The sequence below is a fragment of the Serpentinicella sp. ANB-PHB4 genome (genome assembly GCF_031432315.1).
Classification (GTDB): Bacteria; Bacillota; Clostridia; order Peptostreptococcales; family Natronincolaceae; genus Serpentinicella.
Genome location: NZ_JAVKGO010000014.1, coordinates 23,253 through 44,893, shown reverse-complemented (window position 1 = coordinate 44,893; position 21,641 = coordinate 23,253). Strand labels below are relative to the sequence as shown.

General features: G+C 33.5%; 22 protein-coding genes. 3 read left to right on the top strand and 19 right to left on the bottom strand.

What is annotated here, in order from left to right; translation table 11 throughout:
- Positions 1-89: 89 nt before the first annotated feature.
- The 9 genes from RH915_RS10210 to RH915_RS10170 all read right to left on the bottom strand — a co-directional run bounded on the left by RH915_RS10210 (position 90) and on the right by RH915_RS10170 (position 6,287).
- On the bottom strand, positions 90-359 hold the full coding sequence (locus tag RH915_RS10210; RefSeq protein ID WP_310479837.1) for a hypothetical protein: 270 nt from the start codon (positions 357-359) through the stop codon (positions 90-92).
- 44 nt (positions 360-403) lie between these two features.
- Complete coding sequence (locus RH915_RS10205; RefSeq protein WP_310479835.1) at positions 404-730, bottom strand: hypothetical protein; 327 nt, start codon at positions 728-730, stop codon at positions 404-406.
- A gap of 246 nt (positions 731-976) precedes the next feature.
- On the bottom strand, positions 977-1,258 hold the full coding sequence (locus RH915_RS10200) for a hypothetical protein (RefSeq protein ID WP_310479834.1): 282 nt from the start codon (positions 1,256-1,258) through the stop codon (positions 977-979).
- A 100-nt stretch (positions 1,259-1,358) separates the two neighbouring features.
- Positions 1,359-3,269: a tetratricopeptide repeat protein gene (locus RH915_RS10195; RefSeq protein WP_310479833.1), complete on the bottom strand. Its 1,911-nt coding sequence runs from the start codon at positions 3,267-3,269 to the stop codon at positions 1,359-1,361.
- 189 nt (positions 3,270-3,458) lie between these two features.
- Positions 3,459-3,806, bottom strand: a complete 348-nt coding sequence (locus RH915_RS10190; RefSeq protein WP_310479832.1) for a hypothetical protein — start codon at positions 3,804-3,806, stop codon at positions 3,459-3,461.
- A 20-nt stretch (positions 3,807-3,826) separates the two neighbouring features.
- Positions 3,827-3,967 carry a hypothetical protein gene (locus RH915_RS10185; RefSeq protein ID WP_310479830.1) on the bottom strand — a complete coding sequence of 47 codons (141 nt, stop codon included), beginning with the start codon at positions 3,965-3,967 and terminating at the stop codon, positions 3,827-3,829.
- A gap of 42 nt (positions 3,968-4,009) precedes the next feature.
- Positions 4,010-4,522: a hypothetical protein gene (locus RH915_RS10180; protein WP_310479828.1), complete on the bottom strand. Its 513-nt coding sequence runs from the start codon at positions 4,520-4,522 to the stop codon at positions 4,010-4,012.
- 402 nt (positions 4,523-4,924) lie between these two features.
- On the bottom strand, positions 4,925-5,497 hold the full coding sequence (locus RH915_RS10175) for a phosphatase PAP2 family protein (RefSeq protein ID WP_310479826.1): 573 nt from the start codon (positions 5,495-5,497) through the stop codon (positions 4,925-4,927).
- Positions 5,498-5,525: 28 nt separating this feature from the next.
- The gene (locus tag RH915_RS10170; RefSeq protein ID WP_310479825.1) at positions 5,526-6,287 is read right to left on the bottom strand and encodes an alpha/beta fold hydrolase; all 762 of its coding nucleotides are present in this window, start codon (positions 6,285-6,287) and stop codon (positions 5,526-5,528) included.
- A gap of 449 nt (positions 6,288-6,736) precedes the next feature.
- Between RH915_RS10170 and RH915_RS10165 the strand changes: the two genes are divergently transcribed.
- Entirely contained in the window at positions 6,737-8,746 is a 2,010-nt protein-coding gene (locus RH915_RS10165) for a methyl-accepting chemotaxis protein (protein ID WP_310479822.1), read from the top strand.
- 124 nt (positions 8,747-8,870) lie between these two features.
- On the opposite strand, the gene RH915_RS10160 is transcribed toward RH915_RS10165, so the two are convergent.
- The 4 genes from RH915_RS10160 to RH915_RS10145 all read right to left on the bottom strand — a co-directional run bounded on the left by RH915_RS10160 (position 8,871) and on the right by RH915_RS10145 (position 13,430).
- Positions 8,871-9,500 carry a flavodoxin family protein gene (locus tag RH915_RS10160; protein WP_310479820.1) on the bottom strand — a complete coding sequence of 210 codons (630 nt, stop codon included), beginning with the start codon at positions 9,498-9,500 and terminating at the stop codon, positions 8,871-8,873.
- A gap of 43 nt (positions 9,501-9,543) precedes the next feature.
- A complete protein-coding gene (locus tag RH915_RS10155) occupies positions 9,544-10,656 on the bottom strand; it encodes an RCC1 domain-containing protein (RefSeq protein WP_310479818.1) in 1,113 nt (370 codons plus the stop codon).
- 187 nt (positions 10,657-10,843) lie between these two features.
- Positions 10,844-11,545: a phosphatase PAP2 family protein gene (locus tag RH915_RS10150; protein ID WP_310479817.1), complete on the bottom strand. Its 702-nt coding sequence runs from the start codon at positions 11,543-11,545 to the stop codon at positions 10,844-10,846.
- A gap of 274 nt (positions 11,546-11,819) precedes the next feature.
- Positions 11,820-13,430, bottom strand: coding sequence for a hypothetical protein (locus RH915_RS10145; protein WP_310479815.1), 1,611 nt, complete (start codon positions 13,428-13,430; stop codon positions 11,820-11,822).
- A 269-nt stretch (positions 13,431-13,699) separates the two neighbouring features.
- Here RH915_RS10145 and recQ point away from each other — a divergent pair, with 269 nt between their 5' ends.
- The gene (gene recQ, locus RH915_RS10140) at positions 13,700-15,895 is read left to right on the top strand and encodes a DNA helicase RecQ (protein WP_310479813.1); all 2,196 of its coding nucleotides are present in this window, start codon (positions 13,700-13,702) and stop codon (positions 15,893-15,895) included.
- Here the strand turns inward: recQ and RH915_RS10135 are convergent.
- The 4 genes from RH915_RS10135 to RH915_RS10120 all read right to left on the bottom strand — a co-directional run bounded on the left by RH915_RS10135 (position 15,888) and on the right by RH915_RS10120 (position 18,551).
- Positions 15,888-16,535 carry a cyclase family protein gene (locus RH915_RS10135; RefSeq protein ID WP_331618391.1) on the bottom strand — a complete coding sequence of 216 codons (648 nt, stop codon included), beginning with the start codon at positions 16,533-16,535 and terminating at the stop codon, positions 15,888-15,890. The genes recQ and RH915_RS10135 overlap by 8 nt on opposite strands.
- An 81-nt stretch (positions 16,536-16,616) precedes the next feature.
- Positions 16,617-16,982, bottom strand: coding sequence for a hypothetical protein (locus tag RH915_RS10130; RefSeq protein WP_310479809.1), 366 nt, complete (start codon positions 16,980-16,982; stop codon positions 16,617-16,619).
- 184 nt (positions 16,983-17,166) lie between these two features.
- Positions 17,167-17,799 (bottom strand): hypothetical protein, encoded by a 633-nt coding sequence (locus RH915_RS10125; RefSeq protein WP_310479808.1) that lies wholly within the window; start codon positions 17,797-17,799, stop codon positions 17,167-17,169.
- Between the two features lie 44 nt (positions 17,800-17,843).
- Positions 17,844-18,551: a DUF3784 domain-containing protein gene (locus tag RH915_RS10120; protein ID WP_310479807.1), complete on the bottom strand. Its 708-nt coding sequence runs from the start codon at positions 18,549-18,551 to the stop codon at positions 17,844-17,846.
- A gap of 293 nt (positions 18,552-18,844) precedes the next feature.
- On the opposite strand from RH915_RS10120, the gene deoD reads away from it, so the two are divergent.
- On the top strand, positions 18,845-19,558 hold the full coding sequence (deoD, locus tag RH915_RS10115) for a purine-nucleoside phosphorylase (protein ID WP_310479806.1): 714 nt from the start codon (positions 18,845-18,847) through the stop codon (positions 19,556-19,558).
- A gap of 125 nt (positions 19,559-19,683) precedes the next feature.
- Here deoD and RH915_RS10110 read toward each other — a convergent pair whose 3' ends face one another.
- Complete coding sequence (locus tag RH915_RS10110; protein ID WP_310479804.1) at positions 19,684-20,634, bottom strand: ABC transporter ATP-binding protein; 951 nt, start codon at positions 20,632-20,634, stop codon at positions 19,684-19,686.
- Between the two features lie 11 nt (positions 20,635-20,645).
- Entirely contained in the window at positions 20,646-21,629 is a 984-nt protein-coding gene (locus tag RH915_RS10105; protein ID WP_310479802.1) for an ABC transporter ATP-binding protein, read from the bottom strand.
- Between the last annotated feature and the right edge of the window lie 12 nt (positions 21,630-21,641).

Genomic DNA, 21,641 nt, shown 5'->3' with positions numbered 1-21,641 from the left:
GCCAGTGATAATTTCATTTTACTGCGAGGTTTCTTTCTTTGCAAAGTTCAAATTTAGTTAATTACAGGAATGCTCCTGTTATATAATTTTTATGAATCTTCTTTAATGCGATAACTTGCAAAGTTAGGAGCCATGTATAAAATCGGAACAATTAAAATAAAGAACACGAAAGGATTTTTTAGACCTGCACCAAGCACAACTGCACCTGCCAATAAAAGTCCCATTATAATTCTAGTCCTAAAATTAACTACGTACTCGGTATTGCAAGAACCACATTTAACCGGTTTATACCCTAATAGTAACGATTTCATTATATCTTCTCTTTTAAATTCATTTGAACATTTTTTACATTTTTTCATTCGAATTTCCTCCCTACTGTATAAAACGATCACTTAATATTAAATTACACTTTCGATTGTTCTTTGCTACTTCCACAACTAGGACACTTATGGGAATTGTAATCAAATCTATAACCACACTCAAAGCATGTAGTTTGAAGTAATTGGCTACCTACTTCGCTGGGTAGACTTACATTTAATTTCTTTTTTAAGTAATCCACATTTTGAATTGTTCTTCCTAAAATTATTAATGCTATGCCATTTACCACGCCAAAAAAGCCTCCGGTTAGGGCTTTTACTGGTTGATCTGCTACATTTATGAGTAATCCTACTATTGCAATACCAATGCCTAATTTTCCTGAGACTTTTAAAAATTGTGCCTTTCTTTCCATTAGTTTCCCTCCGTCTTACATACTCAATATTTATTACTGAGAATCACTTCTTTTTATAATCAGCGCTACTTTTCATTACATTAACTATTCTACAAAGGTATTACTAAACCTTCCAATATAATACATATATTTATTGTATTATAGAGTCTAGCTAATTAGAGAATATAAAATGTTTATGCTTAATTACTTTTGATCATTAAAAAGGACCTCTCGATTTTTGAGAGGTCCTTGTGTGGTAAATATAATTTACAGTTGAAATTGTTTTCTGGTTTTCAACTTATATATTTCTTTTTCGTTCATCTGTTCCTTATGATGTAAAAATTCTATGCCATCTTTGATTTCTTCTAGACTTTCAGTTGTGTCGGTCTTAAATTCTGTTAAATCAATAGCCTGTTCTTTTACCATTACTAACTGTTCTTCAACATTTTCTAGTCTTGTTTCTATCCGGTCTAATCTACTATTTGTTTTATCCTGCCCATCTTTTAAATCTTTTAACTGCCCTAATATTTGTTCTAATATAGCTTCCATACGCTCCCCCTTGCCCGTTACTTATGTTATTAAATTATATCATATTCTCTATATTATTACATGGGGTCATTTTCATATTTAAAGTGTACTTTTACTGACTCTAAATTTCAGATTGAAGCTTTTCAATTGCTCGTTCCCAACCTTGGTCTGCAGACTTTTTATACCATTTTTTTGCTTGTTCTTTATCCATATCTATCCCTGTGCCATATTCATAGCATTGCCCAATATTGTACTGGCCTCTTTTATTTCCAGCATTGGCTGCTTTTTCAAACCACTTAAAGGCTTCTACATAATCTTTTTCAACACCATCTCCAAATTTATAGCACAAGCCTAAGTTGTGTTGTGCATCACTGTCATTTTGATAGGCTGCTTTTTTATACCATTTTACTGCTTGTTCATAATCCCTTTCTACACCTCGCCCTAGGTCATAACAAAGTGCAAGTTCGTATTGGGCTATTACATCATCTTTATTTGCTGCTTTTTCAAAGTATTCAAAAGCTAATTTTTCATTTTTTTCTACGCCATTACCTTTTTTGTAAAATTGCCCTAATCTTCGCTCTGATTTTATATCCCCTTGTTCTGCTGCTTTTGTAAACCATTTAATTGCTGCTTGTATATCTTTTTGTACACCAGTGCCTTTTTTATAACTTAACCCTAAGTTACTTTGGGCTTTTGCCAAACCTTGTTTCGCTGCTTTTTCAAAGTATTTAAAGGATTTTACTAAATCTTTATCTGTTCCTAAACCATTGTAATAGTAATACCCTAGTGCATTTTGGGCTTGGCTATGGGCGCTTTCTGCAGCCTTTTTTATGTATATGTATGCTTCTCCATAATTTTTTAGTTGATTATAGTACATGCCTAGTTGATACTGACTTTCAGGACTTCTCTCTGATAATTCCTCTACTTTTTGTAATGCTTGCTCTTCGTTTTGATTTTCATTTTCGTATAGAATCTTTTCGTATAATAATAAAGCTTTATCTAAATCTTTTGCTGCACCTTGTCCTAATTCATAAGCTTTTGCTAAGGTATACTGGGCTTTTTTATAACCTGTTTTTGCTAAACTCTCTATTCTATTGCGGGCAAGTATGCTTCCTTGTATACTCGCTTTTTCATACCAATACAATGCTTTTTCTTTATCCTGTGGCAAGAGTTTGCCTTCCTCGTATACAATTCCTAACTTAAACTGGGCTGCGGGGTCTTCTTTAGCCGCTTTCATGCTTTGTTTTAATTGTTCTAAGGCTATTATTAATTCTGAAATAGATGTTTCTCCTTGTTCTTTTGCTCTTTCATAGCATCTGATGGACTGCTCTATGTCAGGTTTTACAAAAATGCCCATTCTGAAAAAGTCTCCCAACCGTATAGTTGAGGGGGTATGCCCTTGGGAATCTAGTTCTTTGTGAATTGCATGGGCTTCTTCTAGGTTTCCTTTTTGAACTAAATTTTCTGCTCTGTTATATTCTTGGTCAAAAATTGATATTTCTTTTTTTGTTTTTGTAGTTCCTCCTGTTTCATTTGTGGGGTTTAATATTGTTTGTTCTAAGTCTTCTAATTCTTCAAGTACATCTGATGTGAAAATATTTTCACCAAATACTTGTATAGCGTTATTCAAATCTAAAATAGTTTTACTATTTAGGGATGTTCTATGTAATGGGTTCATTTCTGTGGCATGTCCATAATCATTTCTTGCTATTCTCAGTTGATTTAATAACTTTCTTTCGTTACTGTTCAAATTTAATTTAAATTCACTCTCATACAGTAACACGCTACTGGCAAAGGTGACATCTATGTCATTCTTTGAATAATTACCATTGTTTTTATTTAAAAAGACTTTATATTTCTCATAGTTTTTATCATTGCTATTACTACTGTCTTGTACGTAAGCCTTAATAAAAGGTATTAGATTTTTTTCGAACCATTGGTTTCCATACTTTTCATTAAATTTATACGCTACAACCTCTTGAAAAAACCTATTTAATATAATTAGTATTCTTTCTTGTACTGATGGTTTCATCGTGATCATCCCTTCTACCCATGTTTGTCCTCTTATACTTTTATTTTATCAGACATTTTTAATAAATAGAACAATAATACAAAACAAAAGCACTTATTATGATACCTCCTTAAGCTGAAGTTGAAGGGACGATTAATAAGTGCATGTTATGTTGTTTAATTAATATTGTACTTTTCTTACATTGGCTTATTAAATAAATTGTTGAAGTAAGTTCAAAATCATTGAGATAATAATCCATGTAAATCCTGGTATAATAAATAAAATAAGAATCCATATTTTAATTCTTCTTTTTTTGTTATACGAAACTTCCCAGTCGCCTTTAATTTTTTCCTCAACTTCATCCTTCTCATCTATATCTGTCTCTATTTCTTCTTTATAAACCTTTATTATTTCATGTGCCTTTTCAAGCAATGCTGAAGGCACATATAAATCAATCCCTAAATTAGATCTTCCCATATATATTGACACGTACCCACCGGCACCTCTATGCTTCTTTAAAACAGGAATCTGATGTTGCTGTAGTTGTGATTCGATCATTGCGGCTTCTAAGTCACTACTTACGGATAATAAATGTGCTTCTTTTTATAAACTTTATTATTATCCATCCCCTCTAGCGAAGTAACCAATTCACTATCACACATACTACATGTGACAAATCCTTCTCTATATTCTTCTTTACATTTTGGACACCATGGCATTTTAATCCCCCTAGTACTATTTACTATTCAATTTCAGACAAGTTAAAAGCGATCTAATACAGAAATAATATTATTAAACTCCTCAATTGACAGATTTCTATTTTCTTGCCCTGTTTCTTCTGAATATAAATTTTCTTTAATATATAATATTTTTTCTTTTATTTTTATTAAATCTTCTCTAGTAGAATCTAGGTTTGCACTAAATATCATTTCATCAACTTGATAAGCACCTAGGTTTATTAAGTCAAAAAATCCATCATTTATATTATCTTTTAAAAGTCTATCTGCAGTTCTGAGTGCAACATACACTTTTTTAAACTCTCTAGATAGTTTCGCTAGTTGTTCGTTGCTAACCTCTTCTTGCTCTAACACACTTTCTAGGCGATGACTTAAACTTCTATTTATAAAATAAAATTCATTTAGAAAGCCTTCAAAACCTCTTCGATTGTGGATCTTTTCATTTACTAACATTAAAGATGTAATCGTAAGCGCAATAATTAGAACTATGCATATTATGCTTAGATTATTTTTTGTCCATTTTCTAAATTGTTTCATATTTTATCCCCCTAATATCTAACGGTAGTTATTATTTACTGTGCTGCTCTTTGTTTTATACAAAAACGTGAAAAGAACTACGCTTAATTGCTAATTAGTTCTTTTCACATATATTGTTATTTGGAATTCTATTAGCTGTCACATTATTTATTGCTTTTCATCATTATCACTATTTTCTTTATATATAAACCCCTGACCCCTACTAGTCTCTGCATTAAGTATCATAAAAGACATTATAATAACTATTCTGTGGAAAAATTACAATACCTTTCATTTTGATGTATTTTTATTATTTAAATTACAAAAGGACCAATCAATTTTGATAGATCCTTTTATTGTTTCTGCAACCTCTTTTCAACTGAGTATAAACTAAGTATGTAGTAACAAAATTTCAGTAACTTTTTAAAGAAAAATATTCACTGAAATAATTGTTGCTGTAATACCAATGAAACTTCCAATAATTAAATCGCTTAAGGTATGTCTATTTAGGGTTAATCGTGCCCAAAAAACAACGGGTAGCATGAGTAGACTTAGTAAAATTTTAGGGTTTAAAACCACTGCTAAAAAAGATAATGGTCCTGTTACTCCACAGGCATGACCGCTGGCCTTCTTTTTTACTAAAAAGTTTACTGAACTTAATAGTATGCCTGCAATAAAGTATGTCATAAAAAAAGTTCTCACTCCTAGTGGCGCGTTAAACACAAATGCACCGATTAAACCTACAACTTGACCAAGTACGCCCATTATAAAGGCAAAGTTTCGCTCTCCCTCTCGGCCGTTTTTAAATTTGTCAAATTGATTTTTCAGTCCGTAGGCACTAATTGGTATTAGTACTAAACAGAATAGGGTCCAGACTAACCAAAAACCGCCGCCAAAGAACGCTGGTTGATTCCAGTGAAGAACCAATATTGCTACTAATGCCATAATTGGAACGACGGTTAGTACACTAATTATATGGGCTATTTTTTCCTTCATATGTGTCCCCTTCCTTATATAGCTTTTATTATTTTAGAAATCGATTTAACCAGTCTAAGCTATCCTCTATCATCTTTACTGTTTTGTAGTGATCTAGATTTGGCGACTCTATCAACTGGATGTTCTCACTACTTTTATACATATCCTTAATTTCGTTGTAGAAATACCTTTGTGTATCGATAGGTACTTGTGTGTCACTGTCACCATGTAATAGAAGGATGCCCCTTTGCCTGAATGTGTCTTTTGATTTAATTGGATCATTTGCTTTTATGTATTCCATTTGTTCTCCTGTTGCAAACTCAAGATTATGTAGTTTTCTAAAGTGATATTCTGCATTTTCCCAGGCACAGGCACCGTTCATATTAACTAAGCATTTTATGTTTTCATTTTGTGCGAAGATCCCGCTACTAATAAATCCTCCCATAGAACTACCCATGACAGCAATTTTATTGTTGTCTACATCTAGTGTTTTAATCGCTTCTGTTATAAGATCTGTAAACTCATTAACTGATTGGAATACTACTCTCCAAAAATTAGCCTGCATCACCTCTATACTTTCATAGTCTAATGCGCCTCTTTCCCCATGATCAATTGAGTCTGGAATAACGACTCTATAGCCATTTTGGGCTAGTATTGTTCCAATGAATTTAAAGTTTTCTTTGTTGGATGACCATCCGTGATATAAAACCACCGTTGGTAAGTTTTCATTAATAAAGTTTGGTTTAATATGTATGCAGGGGATGCCTGCTAGTTTGATTTCATTAACATCTACTAAATGGTACTGATTCATACATAGCCTCCTTGCTTTTTCTATAATTTTTATTCAATTCTCTTTGTTACCCTCTGACTAAATTATAGTAAAACATTCTCTTTTTTTCACCATTATATAGGAGATTAAAGCTTTAGTCCATATTGGTAATGCTTTATTTATCATGATTTCATGCCTTAACATGGACCGATAAAAGATGCAATAATTCTTTGTAATATCTGTTTTTTAGTTCTCATGCTGGGTAAGAGAAAAATAGAAACACCATAAGACTTTTATTATAACAATCCAATTTTGTCAGTTGTCTACGCTTTTAAACAATTGTAATTATCATTATTTATGGAATTTTTTTATAAATTTACTTAGGATAATTTACTGTTATAATAGTCTAGCGGCTATATTATTAAGGAGCACTTGCGTATGCTTATCACTAAAGTTTTCATTAATGAAATATACAAAGGAGGAGAAAAACCATGTTAAAGAAACTTAAAAACAAAATATCACTTATTATTGGTATCATGGTTATGATTATGGTATTAATCTCTACGATCACAACCGGAATTTTAGTTTCGGACATGTTTGGTGATTACGTACAAAACGATGAAGAACAAAATGTAGTTTCAAATGCCAATTTATTAGGGACAATCTTACAAAACGAAGCAGAAAAAATTGAGATTTTTTCGGAAACAGACATGGTACAAACGATGGACTGGGATATCATGGGAGACTTTTTAGAAAGTCAACATGCTCAAAATACCGATACATATGATTTGCTATTTGTGTCAGACACAGATGGTGATTTTACAACTACTGGAGGTATTGAAGGTAATGTACGGGATCGAGACTATTTCCCCCTAGTTATGCAGGGTGAAACGGTTATTTCAGAACCAGTTGTTTCTGTATCTACTGGCGAAGTTATATCTGTTATTGCAACCCCTATTACCAACGAGTTTGGGGAAATAATTGGTTTAATGGGTGCCTCTGTTAATTTATCTTCTTTTAGTCATGTTATAGAACCTTTTAGGGTGGCCCACGAGGATTCTTACTCCTATGTTGTTTCCGGTGATGGGACGATTATCCTTCATCCTAACCCTAACCTAATTATAGATGAAAATATTTCTGTTGCATCTAATCTTATACCAGAGGAAATTACAAATGCGTCTGATACTATTTTGAATGAAGAATTTGGTCGGGAAGAATATGTATTTGAAGATACAACAACAGAAGTATACTTTAGTACTATTCCTGGTACAAATGACTGGAAGTTACTTACGAGAGTACCTGCTGAGTTTACAAGTGCTCCGGTAACTGCTGTTACATCAAGGATAAATCTTATATTATTAGTAATTGGAATTATTTTCTCCATTATTACGGGTATGGGATTAGGTACTTGGATCAGCAAACCAATAGAAGACTTATCTAATTTAATTCATAAACAAGCAAACTTTGATTTATCTTTTACGGATGAAGATAAAGCATATAAGCACTTAAAACGTAAAGATGAAATTGGCATGATAACCAAATCGATACAAAATATGAATCATAATATTGTTGGGTTAATTAAAAGCATTAGTGATATGGCAAAACAAACAACCCACTCTTCAGATCAACTATCTGAAAATAGTCAACAATCCTCTGTAGCAGCTGAAGAGGTTGCAAAAACTATCGAGGAAATTGCAAGTGGTGCATCTGGACAAGCTCAAGAAACAGAAGCTGGAGCTGGGCATATAAATGACTTAGGTGTATATATAGAAAATAATTCAAAATCCGTTATTTCTCTTAATGAAGCTACCTCTGAAGTTAGTCGCCTAAAAGACGAAGGTGTTGAAACAATTAATGATCTATTATCTAAAACAGCGGACAGCAATAAAATTACGAAGGATATTCATGATACGATTGAAAATACCAATGAAAGTGCAAAACAAATAGAAAAGGCAAGTCAGATGATTAGCAGTATTGCAGAGCAAACAAATCTCTTAGCGCTAAATGCTGCTATTGAAGCTGCACGGGCTGGGGATGCGGGCAAAGGATTTGCTGTTGTTGCTGAAGAGATCAGAACTTTAGCAGAACAATCCAATGTATTCACAGAAGAGATCAACCAAATTATTGGGGATTTAACCAATAAAACTACTTTTGCAGTGGATAAAATGGACACGATGTCTGAAGTTGTTTCTTACCAAACCCAAAGTGTAGAAGAAACTAATAATAAGTTTGAGGGTATTTCCATTGCCATTGAAAAGATCAAAAATGCTATTGCTGAAGTAAATGAATCTAAAGAAAATATGGAAAATAAGAAAGATGAGATTATTAGTATCATCGAAAATTTATCAGCAATTTCAGAGGAAAATGCTGCAGCAACGCAGGAAGCATCTGCATCTGTAGAGGAACAAACCGCTTCTATTGAAGAAATTGCTACTGCTAGTGATTCATTAGCACAATTGGCAATTGATTTACAAAAAAGTATCGATAAATTTAAATACTAATTGACTATAGGATTTTTTAAAGGCTCCATAGTATGTGTTGATTTGATACCAACGTCATAACTATGGAGCCTTGTTCATTTAATCGTAAAATTTCTGAATTATGTCTAATAGCATCTAATAAACATTATTGGATCAAGTTTACCTTTATTTTTCCTTCTTTTTCTGGTGCCTCTACATCTTTACCATTTTTCTGTAACTTTAATAACCATGCCATATTTTTACCAAGGATTCTCATGATTTGTACGCCTTCTTCATCTTTTAGCATATCTCCTGGCAGCTTACCATGAACGATATTCCAATAGTTTGAAGTTGGTGCTAGCATTTCAGAGTATGTAATATAATTGTTTAATTGTTGAAAAGTTGATATTCCACCGGAGCGTCTAAGTGCAACCACTGAGGCGCCTACTTTGTGTCTAAATAATCCACCATTTGCCCCTGCAACATAAAAAGCACGATCTAAAAAGCTTTTCATTGTACCGTTTATTCCTGAATAATAAACCGGTGAACCAAGGATCATCCCATCGGCTTCTTTCATTTTTTGAATGATTACATTTACTTCATCGTCAATAATACATTTTTCATTTTTATTTTCCTTGCATTTTTCACAGGCTATACAACCGCTAATATTATGGGACCCTACATCTATTATTTCTACTTCAATATTTTCTTTTTGTAATTCTTTCGCTACGATATTAAGTGCGTGATAGGTATTTCCATCTTTCTTTGGACTTCCGTTTAATGCAACAACTTTCATTTTCATACTCCTCCTTTTTATTTCTCTATAACTATTTACTTATTTATTTAACTTGCATTGGTATGCTTCGTTGCTCAAGAGATCGATCTGGTTGCCCTAGTTGATTTACTCCCCATGCCCATAGCGTTCTATCTTTTTTTATAACAGTAGTATATAATCGTCCCGCAGAAACTTTCAAAACGTCATCCATGAATTTTCCTGGTTTATTTCTTTCTTCTGAAGCGATCCCCTCTAATGCTACAATGTCATTACCCCAAATCCACAAGCTACCATCACTTTTTATGGCTGTTGTGTGATTTCTACCTGCAGAAACCTGAATAACATCCTCTTTTACCTTTTTTGGCGTATTGCGCCCGCCTATTGTATCGTCACCCAGTTCTCCGTGTTCGTTATAACCCCAGGTCCATAAACTCCCATCTTCTTTTATGGCTGCTGTATGACTAAACATGCCTGCTGAAACACTTTTAACATTTTCCATAATTTTAACTGGTTTGTTCGTATTTCTGTTTGTATGATCCCCTAACTGTCCAAAAAGATTGTTCCCAAGTGCCCATAGGGTTCGATCCTCTGTTATAACCATGGTGTGCTCTCCACCTAGAGAGATATCTGCTACGTTATCCATTATTTTTACTGGTGTATTTGTACTTTCTGTTATGGTTTCTCCTAGCTCTCCATAGCTATTGGTTCCCCAAGCCCATAGGCTTCCATCATTTTTAATTGCCATGGTATGATTAAACCCTGTTGAAACAGTAGTTACATCCTCCATTATTTTTACCGGTTCATTACGATGGTTATAGGTCCCATCTCCTAGTTGTCCTCCACTGTTATCTCCCCATGCCCAAAGGGTACCATCTGTTTTAATTGCCATGGTATACAGTTTTCCCGTAGATACTTTAACAACATCCTCCATTATTTTAAAGGGTTTGTTTTCATCCCCTTCTTCTCTATAAAAAGTACCTGTTCCATCTCTACCCCAAATCCACAGGCTATTGTCATCTCTAATAGCTGCGGTATGATCTAGTCCAGCAGAAACATAAATTACTTGACCATTACTTAATTTATCTTCTGGTAGCAGTCTTATTATTATTGCAGCCATCAATATGATGACTGTTGTAAATATCAATATTCTTTTATTTTGATCTCTTAGTTTTGTCACACTTTCTCCCCCTGCTTGTAGTATTATATAGCTACTTTACGTCTTTCAAATATAGTATAAACGTAGAACAAATTCTTTTTAAACATTATATATTAGATATAGATTTTCGTCTATGTTGATCCTTTTTGAACATATGAACTCAGCTTCAAATATACAAAAAACCTTGAATTAAAATTCAAGGTTGATTTTATACATTTCTTCTTATTTTACGTGGTAACTTTCTTGGAAGTTGCATCATTATATGATCCACTTTTTCTTTGTACTTACCATATAGCAATATATTTACAAATATCAAGTTTAGTCCTACTAAATAACCCGCAATGATATCTGTGAAAAAGTGTCTGCCATTTAACATTTGTCCCCCACCAACGCTGAGTACAATAATAGTCGCTATGCCGATCCAACTGGCTTTGATTCCTTTGTTTTTAATATGTAAATATACGCAACATGTTAAAAATCCAAAAAATAAGGTAGATTTCATAGCGTGACCACTTGGAAAGCTGTAAGAAATGCTATCGGCTCCTAACCCCCAAAAATCTACAAAGACTGTTGCCGCAGGTCTTGGTCGTTGAATGAATTTTTTCATTGCATAGGTAACCACAAGGCCACAACTCATAATCGATAAGTACAGCACCATTAAATCAAAACGATACTTTCTAAGTAGTACCAGTAGTGTTAGTACTGTTAAGATAAATAAGCCTTCTGTTGATCCAAGAAACACGATTTGTTCCATAAATGCATGCAGTTTCGGTGTTGACCAAGCGTTCATCCACTCAAAGAAAAATGAATCTAAAATAAGTGACTCTTTTTTTAACACTGTCACAGTTAGTATAACTACTGACAAGGTTAAGAGATAGATTGTATTTTTTATTACTTTATTATTTTTCATTTTTTAAATACCTTTCTTAGAAATTCAGATTATAACCTTCCAATTAATTTATCTAGAAATATGTGTTTCATATTGACCAAATTACATAGTACCACGTTATAAGTGTTATATTTGTCGAATACTGTCGTATTGTTTAAAAGTTTTTAACAAATTTAATATCTAATTCATTATAAGCATAGGGTCCAATAAATATTCCAAAAAAACAAAAAGCAGGTAGAAGGTTCCTCTGCTTATGAGAACTTACTCCTAACTGCTTTACTGTTTAGTTTTTATTTTAGTTCATATTTTCATTTTTAAATATTTTTATTTCATTATCTTCAGAAGGAATGTAAGCCATATCTACGTTATCCCCTGGTTGTGTAAGTACTAGGTTAACATGGTTCTTAAAGGAACCTCTGTATAGTTTATTTGAACCTTCTAATTTAATAAAATAGTATGTGTCCCCTTCTATAACGACAGGGTTTATTCGTTCTATAACGCCGGCAGCTTCTTCTAATTCTGATTCATCTACGATAAAGTCTGTATCACTTCTTAAACCTATTTCCATCATATATTCTAGTTGTGCGGTTTCTAAGCTTCTCGATACACCACTTCTCATATAGTCTTTTACACTAACAAAGGCGTACTCTGCAATATTGTTATTACTATCTTTTAAAGTAATAAAGTAGGTCGGTTCTCCTCCAACACTAATTAATATCGGGAATGATGCACTATAGCCTGCATTTTGCACTCTTCCTTCTGCAATATTCATTGCTTTGGTTTCTGTTGCACCGGATACTCTGTAAAAAGTCACTTCACCGGTTCGGCTATCCATTAACATAAACCCGTTAGTAGACTCATCAGCTCCCCAAGAGGTTATACCGGAGTAGTAGTAGGCTCTGCCATCATTGTAAACCATATTTCTACCGGATGATGGTTTTAATTGTCCTTCATTAGATGGGTTAAACCATCCATTAGGATACCTTCCCCAGTATTTTAATCGTTCTTGATAAAAAGCTTCTGGTACAATTCTATTAACCCACTCTGGAGCATTATTATCTTCGAAAAATGTTATTCCTCCATCTGTTGCGTCAACCAGCAGTATCCCTTCTTCTATTGATCCTTTTCTACCGATTTCATTATCATATACGGTAATTACATAGTATGGATGTCCTTCTGGGTCGATTTCAAAGGAAAAATCCGTATAGGCTTTGGTTCGTGAGTAGTTTTGATATACATGTCTTTTAATATCATTACTTAAGTAGGCACTTTGGGTATATTTTATATTAAAATCACGGACCAGTTCTGTTTCTCTAGTTGTGGCATTTACTTTTATGTATCCTGGGGAACCTTCTCTATTGCTTCTCCATCTAAAAAATCCCCTATGTTCTAAAGGTGCCACCCAGTAAAAGTTTTCTCCAACGGTTTGCAAAGTAAAACTGCTTTCCCTTAGCTCAAATTGGGAGCCAAGACCTGTTTCACTTCCTAGCCTGTTTTCTGCATGTCTTAATGCATCGTTAGAATCTAATATCCTAAGTCTTGAAGTATCAACTACATTCATATCTTCTTTAAAAGGTTTTTCTTCAACTTCGCCGATTAACCCATGTCTTTCATCCGCTGTAAATATACCGGAGTTTATGAAAGCATAACCAAAATTCAGTACTACTAATAATACCGGAACAACCGCTAAGTATTGTAGGTATTTAAATCTTCTTGCTGCAAAATATATTCCAATTGGTGTTGTTAATGCAATTAGATAGATCCACCATATTAACATATCAAATCTAAACATTGGTGGTAAGAACAGCCATTGCAGGAACCAACCAATTACTAATATAAACCCTATAAAGACTAAATCTAATATGTGAAATACGCCCTGGGCAAACTCACTTATTTTCGTTTTCATATATTTTCCCCCTTTTTTTTATGCACAATTTTAACGATATTTGTTTGTTAATGAATTATTTTACAACGTTCATTATAACATTTATATGCTACTAATATTATAGTTAAATTCAAAAATGATGAATTCCTCAATTATTACACATTAGTAGAACGAAAATATACGCTCTCTTATTATCATAGAAAATCATATTGTGATAAACTAAAAGTAATTTTTATTTGTAAAAAAAGTTTATAGCATAAGAATAAGGATTTAGTACAGGGGGTAATTCAATGAACGCTTATGAAGCGCTTAAAACATACTTTGGGTATGATGCATATAAAAAAGGTCAAGAAACTTTAGTTGAAGGAATTTTACAGGGTAAAGATGTTTTAGGGATCATGCCTACTGGTGGTGGTAAGTCTTTATGTTATCAGTTACCGGCCTTGGTTTTGAATGGGGTAACTATTGTCATCTCTCCTCTAATCGCTTTGATGAAGGACCAAGTAGACGCCTTAGAAGAAATGGGGATTAATGCAACGTACATTAACAGTAGTCTTTCGGAATCAGAGGCGGCACTGCGAGTTCAAGAAATAGAAAACAACACTTATAAAATCATATATGTGGCTCCTGAACGATTAAATACGATTGGTTTTAAGGAACTGGCACAGCACTTGAACATTTCATTAATTGCTGTGGATGAAGCCCACTGTATTAGCCAATGGGGACATGATTTTAGACCTAGCTATAAGGAAATTCCTCGATTTATCAATGGCCTAAAGACTAGACCTATTGTTGCAGCCTTTACTGCTACTGCAACGACGGAAGTAGTCAGTGAAATAGAAAAACTACTAGCTCTTGAGCAACCGATTACTGCAATAACTGGTTTCGATCGCCCTAATTTACTCTATAAAGTTGTAAAAGTCAGTAATAAGTTTGCCTATTTACTAGATTATTTACAGGATCATTATCCAGAAAATACGGGTATTATCTATTGTTCTACAAGAAAAACTGTGGATTCTTTAGTGAAAAAGTTAAGAGAAAAGGATATTGAGGCCGTTGGCTATCATGGTGGTATGACCCAAGACTTAAGGCAACAAAATCAAGATGCTTTTATCTTTAACAAGGCGAAAATCATTGTGGCAACCAACGCTTTTGGAATGGGTATAGATAAACCGGATGTCAGATTTGTGATTCATTATAATATGCCTCAAAACATGGAGGCTTATTATCAGGAAGCCGGCAGAGCAGGTAGAGATGGGGAGGATAGTGCGTGTATTCTTATGTATTCTCCTTCAGATATTGTAAAGCAAAAATTAATCCTACAAAACGAATTTATGTCACCTGAAAGGGAGCAGTTGTTGTACAAAAATCTTCAGTATTTGATAGACTATTGCCACACTAATGACTGTCTTAGGAGTCGTATTTTAACCTATTTTGGTGAGAAGTCTTTATCTAGTAATTGTGGAAAATGCAGTAATTGTTTAGAAAGTGCCGAAATGGTAGACATTACTTTAGAGGCTCAGAAAATTTTTTCATGTATTTATAGAGCAAAAGCCCGATATGGTGTTGCTATAATCACACAAATTTTAAAGGGTTCTAAAAATAAAAAAATACAAACCTTAGGATTAGATCGCTTATCCACCTATGGCATTATGAAAGAATATAGTACAGATGTGATCCGTGAGATTACGATGACCTTAGCCGCTAAAGGATATATTCATGTGACTACGGATCAGTTTCCGGTTTTAAAGTTAACGGAAAGGTGTCGTAATGTTTTTAGTGGAGAAGAGAAGGTTTATCATAAAAAGAATTTGGTTGAGAAGAAGGAATCCTTAGAAAATAATAGCCGTAATAAATCTAAAAAGTTGATAGAGAAGTTTGAAGAAGCACTCTTTAATCAACTTAAGGAACTGCGTATGCAGTTATCCCAAGAAAAACAAGTGCCTACTTTTGTAATTTTCCATGATGCTGCACTAAAGGAAATGGCGGCTGCTTTTCCTCAAAATAAAGTTGAATTTCTTTCTATCAATGGTGTTGGTATGAAAAAGTATGAAACCTATGGAGAAGCTTTTATTTCAGTAATTAAGTCTTATTGTGAAAAAAACAATATCGTTGTAGCTGAATCAATAAAAGAAAATATTAAGGAAGTAAAGGTAGCCCAGCAGGATAAAGAGCAAGGCTTGGATCGTTATGTCCTTACCTATAACTGCTACGAGGAAGGACTCCCTTTAGAAGCTATTTCAACAAAAAGAGAAATGACAACCAGTACGATTTTGCAACATTTAAAGAAATGTGAAGAAAAGGGAAAAAGTATCGATTGGGAAAGATTTTTAAATGATCCTTCTAAGGAAACAAAAATATTAAAAGCCATTGAAACAGTAGGTTTTGAAAAATTAAAACCTATTAAAGAAGCGTTGACGGAAGAAATAACCTATGATGACATTCGTATCATTATCTATAAAAACAAACTAAGTAAAGTTAATTAAGGCATACTGTCCCCACAGCACGAATTGGGGACCCATCGGCATTTTCTATTTTCATTGGTAGACAGGAAAATAGAAATGATTTGTTAATCAATGGTTCTAAATTTGTTAAGTTTTCAATTATAACTATATTATTTTTTAAAAATATATGGTGATTTGTTAACATCCTATCCCCTTCTTTATCTATAGATATTGCATCTATCCCTATGCCTTTTAAATTAGTAAAGTTCGCTAGCCATGTAGCCGCTTCTGGACTTAGTACAGGGTACTGGGAAAAATACTGATCATTCCCCCAGTATTGATCCCAGCCTGTTTTTAAAATAATAAAATCTATAATTTTTATTCTGTTTTCAAATGTAGAAATATAATCTAGGTCTATTGTGGCTCTCCTTGTATTGTCCACTTCTAAAACCATACCTTCTCCAAGGAACTGACTTACGTCAAATTGGTCTAAAGTTTTACCTTCTTTAATAATATGGGCTGGGGCATCCATATGGGTACCGGTATGTGAAAAGAAGGTAATCTTTTTTTCTATAAATCCATCTTGCTCTAAAGTGTTTGCTTGCTCAAATATAGGTGCTTCTGTACCCGGATAAACTGGCATACCAGGATATATGTATTGACTTAAATCGATTGTTTTCAAGGAATTCACTCCTTTTAATAATCCTATCAAAATTTTGGGAAAACAAAACCTTAGCGGCTATCTAAGGTTTTGTTTGCTAAACTATTTAATTAAGAAACCTTTGTGATGTGTAAACTTCTCATCATTAAAATCATACATCTCTTTTATATGCTGTATGCTTAGGGCTTCAATATCTACACTTTTAGGTACAGTCTCTTGTTGATCGTCTAACCATATGTTCCAAAGTTCTAAATTGTAACCCCTCTTTAAATTGTTTTTTATATATTGTATAAGCTCCTGAGCCCTTGATTCCGTGTACTTTAAATTTACCTGATAAATGAAGGGCTTATCTGTATAAAACAATGGGTCACCAATAGGCATATCCTCTAAAATTGTCAGTTCATATAAGTCTTCTTCACTTTCTGCAACCAACACTTTTTCATTTGGGTCCATCTTATCCCAGGGCATCAACTCATTGGCCTGTATCCCTAGTTTAATAGCTTATTTTACAGTGATATATTTTTCTTTTTCATTATGCTTCTCCGGTAATTTATATTCTGAGGCTAAAAACGAATATGCACTCATGTTATCCCATCCTTATGTTGGTTTTCAACGAAATGTGTAATTAAACTGTCTTGAATAAATGGTATGGTTACATTTTTCTTTCTTCTACTCTCATCTTAAGCAAAAGGACAGTCCTATGCTCTTCAATCATTTTGTTAATTTCCTCTTGGTCTTGATAGTCATGTATTATTCTCATTGACCCATCTGCTTGACCGTATACTGCTAAAATTATTTCTTTCCCTGATTCCAATCCAACAAACTCGCTATCGATGGCATAACCCCAACTACTGCTTCCGTGGTTCACAAAAAAGTCTTTCTCAATAAGTCTTGGATTCATTCTAACATTATCTGAATATAAGAAAAGTTGAGCCTGATCGCTACCAGGACTAATAATACCTAAACCCATTTTTCCTTTTATTTCTTCATTAGGATGTGAATGGTAGGTTAGTTGTCTGAGGGGGTATGGTTCTACAATTTCACCATCCTTATATCCCTCAACCCATATATTAACTTCACTTTGATTTGCTTTTGGTAGCTTAAAGTTAAAGTCAAATAGTACCCCGATGTTTAGTTCTTTAAATGTATTTTCGTATTCTGAATCGGCATTTGCAGAAACATATGCAATGTAATCCACCCCATCATTACTACTTTTAGTAGTACAACCTACACTTAACAACAATGTTATAACAACTAGCAATATTAAATATTTGTATTTGGTCAAAGCACTTCCTCCTTAGTTCTACTGTCTTCGGCTAAAAATCTTTATTATAACTGTTCATTCAATTCTTGATATACTGATTTGGTTTGCTCTGGATCCCTAAAATTTAAAATAAAATACTGATTTTCTGTATGTATAATAATATAAGGGGAAAGGTTAGAATGGATAAACAACCTACCTCTACCCATATCTTCAAGTTGGAAGTTTCCTCTTAGATTATACCCCACATCCATACCGCCTATTTTTCTCTCAATCTTTGGAATTTCTTCTACTAACTCGACATTTTCAATATGATCATATTGAATATCTCTACCGTAGATACCACCAATAGAAATTCTGTCTTCCGTGAAGGAAACCTGTGCTTCCCGAGTCCCTACAAAAAATAATGCTCCTAAAAGCAAACCGACGGGTATCAAAATAATTAAAGCTATTCTAGTTTCTAATTTTTTATTTCTCGGATTATGGTCAAATCGCTGGACATAAAATAAGATGAAAACTGTCAACGGAAAAATAGTTAGATAACCTAACAATGCCAGAAGACGATAGCCATAAGTTGTAGCAATACCTGATATCATCATTAGTCCACCTATTGCAAGGCAAAAATTACCCATTGCTCTAGTTAGACCCACTCGATCTACATTTTTCTTTTTTTCTTGGCTCATGGTATTAAAGCCGGCGATTAGAAAATCCCACTTAAATACCCTTAAACAAACGCCTAAAATAATAAATAACCCAGCAATTAAATACGAGATCATAACGTTCCCCCCATAAAGTACATTTCTTTACATTATATATTACGCTTCTGCTATAAATTTTCCTCTTTTCAAAGTAAATAAGTCGACAATTTTTTATAATATTTTCACAACTTTCATTTTTGGGTTTACCACTTTTATGTTTTCTTCATTCACGTATTATAAGTTCAATAAATGGGTAATAATTTATAAGAAAGGTATTGAACAAAGTATTGTGTAAAGATATAATGAATATTCAATTGTATAAGGTATAATAATATCCTATACTATAAACAAACTTAAAAGGAGGGTACACTATGATACCAACACCCCATATTGAAGTAAAAGAAAATGATGTTATCGCTAAAACAGTTTTAATGCCTGGGGATCCATTAAGAGCGAAATTTATTGCAGATGAGTTTTTAGAAGACGTTGTACACTTTAATAGTGTAAGAAATGTTTTTGGTTATACTGGTACATATAAAGGAAGAAGAATTTCAGTTATGGCTAGCGGCATGGGTATGCCTAGTATTGGAATTTACTCATATGAATTGTATAAATTTTATAATGTTGAAAATATTATTCGTATAGGATCCTGCGGAGCTTATACTAAAGATTTAAATCTGTATGATGTAATTCTTGCTAAGGATGTGTGGAGTGAGTCAACTTTTGCAAAAGTGCAAAGTGGTTATGATGACTCGGTTATTGAAGGATCTGATGAATTAAATCAAAAACTAATTGATATTGCGAAATCTTTAGATATTCCGTTACATATTGATAGAGTTCACTCTTCTGATGTATTTTACAGAGAAAACTTCGAAGCATACAAAGATATCTATAAAAATCATGGCTGTGTAGCAGTAGAAATGGAAGCTTTTGCACTGTTCCACAATGCTAAGGTTCTTGGTAAAAAAGCAGCTTGTCTTTTAACTGTATCTGACAATTTAGAAACCCATGAGTTAACTACCTCAGAAGAAAGACAATTGGCTTTTACTAATATGATGAAAATTGCCCTTGAATTAGCCGAGTAAAACCGTGTATTATTGACTCTAATTTTAACACTATTATGGTAAGAATACTTAGAGTTTCACGTACAAAAAGCGTATTGTCTTATTGACAATACGCTTTTTATTATAATCCATATGGGGAGGATTTTTTATTTATTGACTAGATGACATGCTACGGAATGATCACTACCTAAGTCAATTAATTCTGGATCTTGTTGACGGCATTTATCCATAACATATGGGCATCTACCGGCAAATCTACAACCTTTTGGAGGATTGATAGGACTTGGTACATCTCCCTTTAGTATGATTCTTTCTCTCTTTTGCCCAATTTTAGGAATTGGTATTGCTGATAATAAAGCCTTTGTATACGGGTGTAATGGGTTTTTAAATACTTCCGATGATGTTGTTATTTCAACAACCTTCCCTAAATACATAACCGCTATTCTATTACTAATGTGTTTTACTACACTTAAATCATGGGATATAAACATATAAGTTAACCCTAATCTTTCTTGTAGATCTTGCATCAGATTTAGAATTTGCGCTTGGATAGATACGTCCAGGGCTGATACTGGTTCATCACAAACAATAAACTTTGGATTTAGTGCTAAGGCTCTTGCTATTCCAACTCTTTGTCTTCTTCCTCCATCTAATTCATGGGGATAGGCATTTATAAGTCTCTGACTTAAACCTACTAATTCCATTAGTTCAATTACTTTTTCTTCTCTTTCCTTTGGTTTATACATGTTAAAAATCTCAAAGGGTTCTCCGATTATTTCTGATAAACTTAATCTTGGATTTAAAGATGCGAAGGGATCTTGAAATACTATTTGCATTTCCTTCCTAACATCTCTTAATTGTTTATTATTAAATTGTCTGATATCTGTACCTTCAAATAATATTTCACCTTCTGTAGCTTCAAGTAACCTTAATACAACTCTACCAGTAGTAGACTTACCACAACCACTTTCTCCTACGATCCCTAATGTTTCACCTTTTTTTATTTCAAAGTTTACCCCATCTACAGCATGTAATAAACCTTTATTTGTTTGAAAATGTTTTTTTAGATTTTTTACTTCTAATAAAGTCTCTTTCATCATTTAACCCCCTATTTCCCATCAGATACAAGACCTTGATATATTAAGCAAGACACTTTTGTGCCATCCTCTAGCTCAGTTATATCTGGTTCTTGCACTTTACAAATTTCTTGTGCATAAGGGCATCTCGGGTGAAAGGAACAACCCCTTGGTAAATTGGTAGGATCAGGCATAGTACCTTTAATCGGCTTTAACCGATCTACCTCTTCATCTAAGCTTGGTATTGAGTTGAATAACCCTTTTGTATATGGATGCTTTGGCTTGGTGAACAGTGTGTGTACATCTGCAAATTCAACAACTTTACCTGCATACATAATTGCTACTTTGTCACATACTTCTGCAACAACACCTAAATCATGAGTAATTAATAGCATTGATGTTTTAAACTGTTCTTTTAATTTTTTCATTAGCTCTAGTACTTGGGCTTGAATGGTAACGTCTAGGGCAGTAGTTGGTTCATCTGAAATCAGAAGTTCAGGGTTACATGAAAGGGCCATTGCAATTCCTACTCTTTGTCTCATGCCTCCACTAAACTGATGGGGATATTCCCCAGCTCTATTTTTAGGGATACCAACTAAATCAAGCATTTCTTCTGCTTTTTCTGCCGCTCGTTTCTTACTGAATTTTTGATGAAGCATAATCGTCTCTGCTATTTGAGAACCCACTGTCATTACTGGGTTAAGAGATGTCATAGGGTCTTGGAATATCATTGATATTTTATTCCCTCTTATTTTTCTCATTTCATCATTCTTTTGATTTAATAAATTTATTCCATTAAAATAGATTTCTCCATCTACAATTTTTCCAGGCGGATTAGGCACTAACTGCATAATGGATAAAGCAGTTGTGGTTTTACCCGCTCCTGTTTCTCCAACTAATCCTAAGGTTTCACCCTTGTTAAGGCTAAAGGAAAGATTATCAACAGCTTTCACAGAACCTTCCTGGGTATTGTACTCAACCTTAAGACTTTTTATATTTAAAATTGTCTCTGACACAATTTTTCACTC

What these genes read in the sequence shown, in the direction of transcription:
- RH915_RS10210 (WP_310479837.1), bottom strand. Translation starts at nt 359, where the DNA reads ATGAAAAAATGTAAAAAATGTTCAAATGAATTTAAAAGAGAAGATATA.
- RH915_RS10205 (WP_310479835.1), bottom strand. Translation starts at nt 730, where the DNA reads ATGGAAAGAAAGGCACAATTTTTAAAAGTCTCAGGAAAATTAGGCATT.
- RH915_RS10200 (WP_310479834.1), bottom strand. Translation starts at nt 1,258, where the DNA reads ATGGAAGCTATATTAGAACAAATATTAGGGCAGTTAAAAGATTTAAAA.
- RH915_RS10195 (WP_310479833.1), bottom strand. Translation starts at nt 3,269, where the DNA reads ATGAAACCATCAGTACAAGAAAGAATACTAATTATATTAAATAGGTTT.
- RH915_RS10190 (WP_310479832.1), bottom strand. Translation starts at nt 3,806, where the DNA reads ATGATCGAATCACAACTACAGCAACATCAGATTCCTGTTTTAAAGAAG.
- RH915_RS10185 (WP_310479830.1), bottom strand. Translation starts at nt 3,967, where the DNA reads ATGCCATGGTGTCCAAAATGTAAAGAAGAATATAGAGAAGGATTTGTC.
- RH915_RS10180 (WP_310479828.1), bottom strand. Translation starts at nt 4,522, where the DNA reads ATGAAACAATTTAGAAAATGGACAAAAAATAATCTAAGCATAATATGC.
- RH915_RS10175 (WP_310479826.1), bottom strand. Translation starts at nt 5,497, where the DNA reads ATGAAGGAAAAAATAGCCCATATAATTAGTGTACTAACCGTCGTTCCA.
- RH915_RS10170 (WP_310479825.1), bottom strand. Translation starts at nt 6,287, where the DNA reads ATGAATCAGTACCATTTAGTAGATGTTAATGAAATCAAACTAGCAGGC.
- RH915_RS10165 (WP_310479822.1), top strand. Translation starts at nt 6,737, where the DNA reads ATGTTAAAGAAACTTAAAAACAAAATATCACTTATTATTGGTATCATG.
- RH915_RS10160 (WP_310479820.1), bottom strand. Translation starts at nt 9,500, where the DNA reads ATGAAAGTTGTTGCATTAAACGGAAGTCCAAAGAAAGATGGAAATACC.
- RH915_RS10150 (WP_310479817.1), bottom strand. Translation starts at nt 11,545, where the DNA reads ATGAAAAATAATAAAGTAATAAAAAATACAATCTATCTCTTAACCTTG.
- RH915_RS10145 (WP_310479815.1), bottom strand. Translation starts at nt 13,430, where the DNA reads ATGAAAACGAAAATAAGTGAGTTTGCCCAGGGCGTATTTCACATATTA.
- recQ (WP_310479813.1), top strand. Translation starts at nt 13,700, where the DNA reads ATGAACGCTTATGAAGCGCTTAAAACATACTTTGGGTATGATGCATAT.
- RH915_RS10130 (WP_310479809.1), bottom strand. Translation starts at nt 16,982, where the DNA reads ATGCCCTGGGATAAGATGGACCCAAATGAAAAAGTGTTGGTTGCAGAA.
- RH915_RS10120 (WP_310479807.1), bottom strand. Translation starts at nt 18,551, where the DNA reads ATGATCTCGTATTTAATTGCTGGGTTATTTATTATTTTAGGCGTTTGT.
- deoD (WP_310479806.1), top strand. Translation starts at nt 18,845, where the DNA reads ATGATACCAACACCCCATATTGAAGTAAAAGAAAATGATGTTATCGCT.
- RH915_RS10110 (WP_310479804.1), bottom strand. Translation starts at nt 20,634, where the DNA reads ATGAAAGAGACTTTATTAGAAGTAAAAAATCTAAAAAAACATTTTCAA.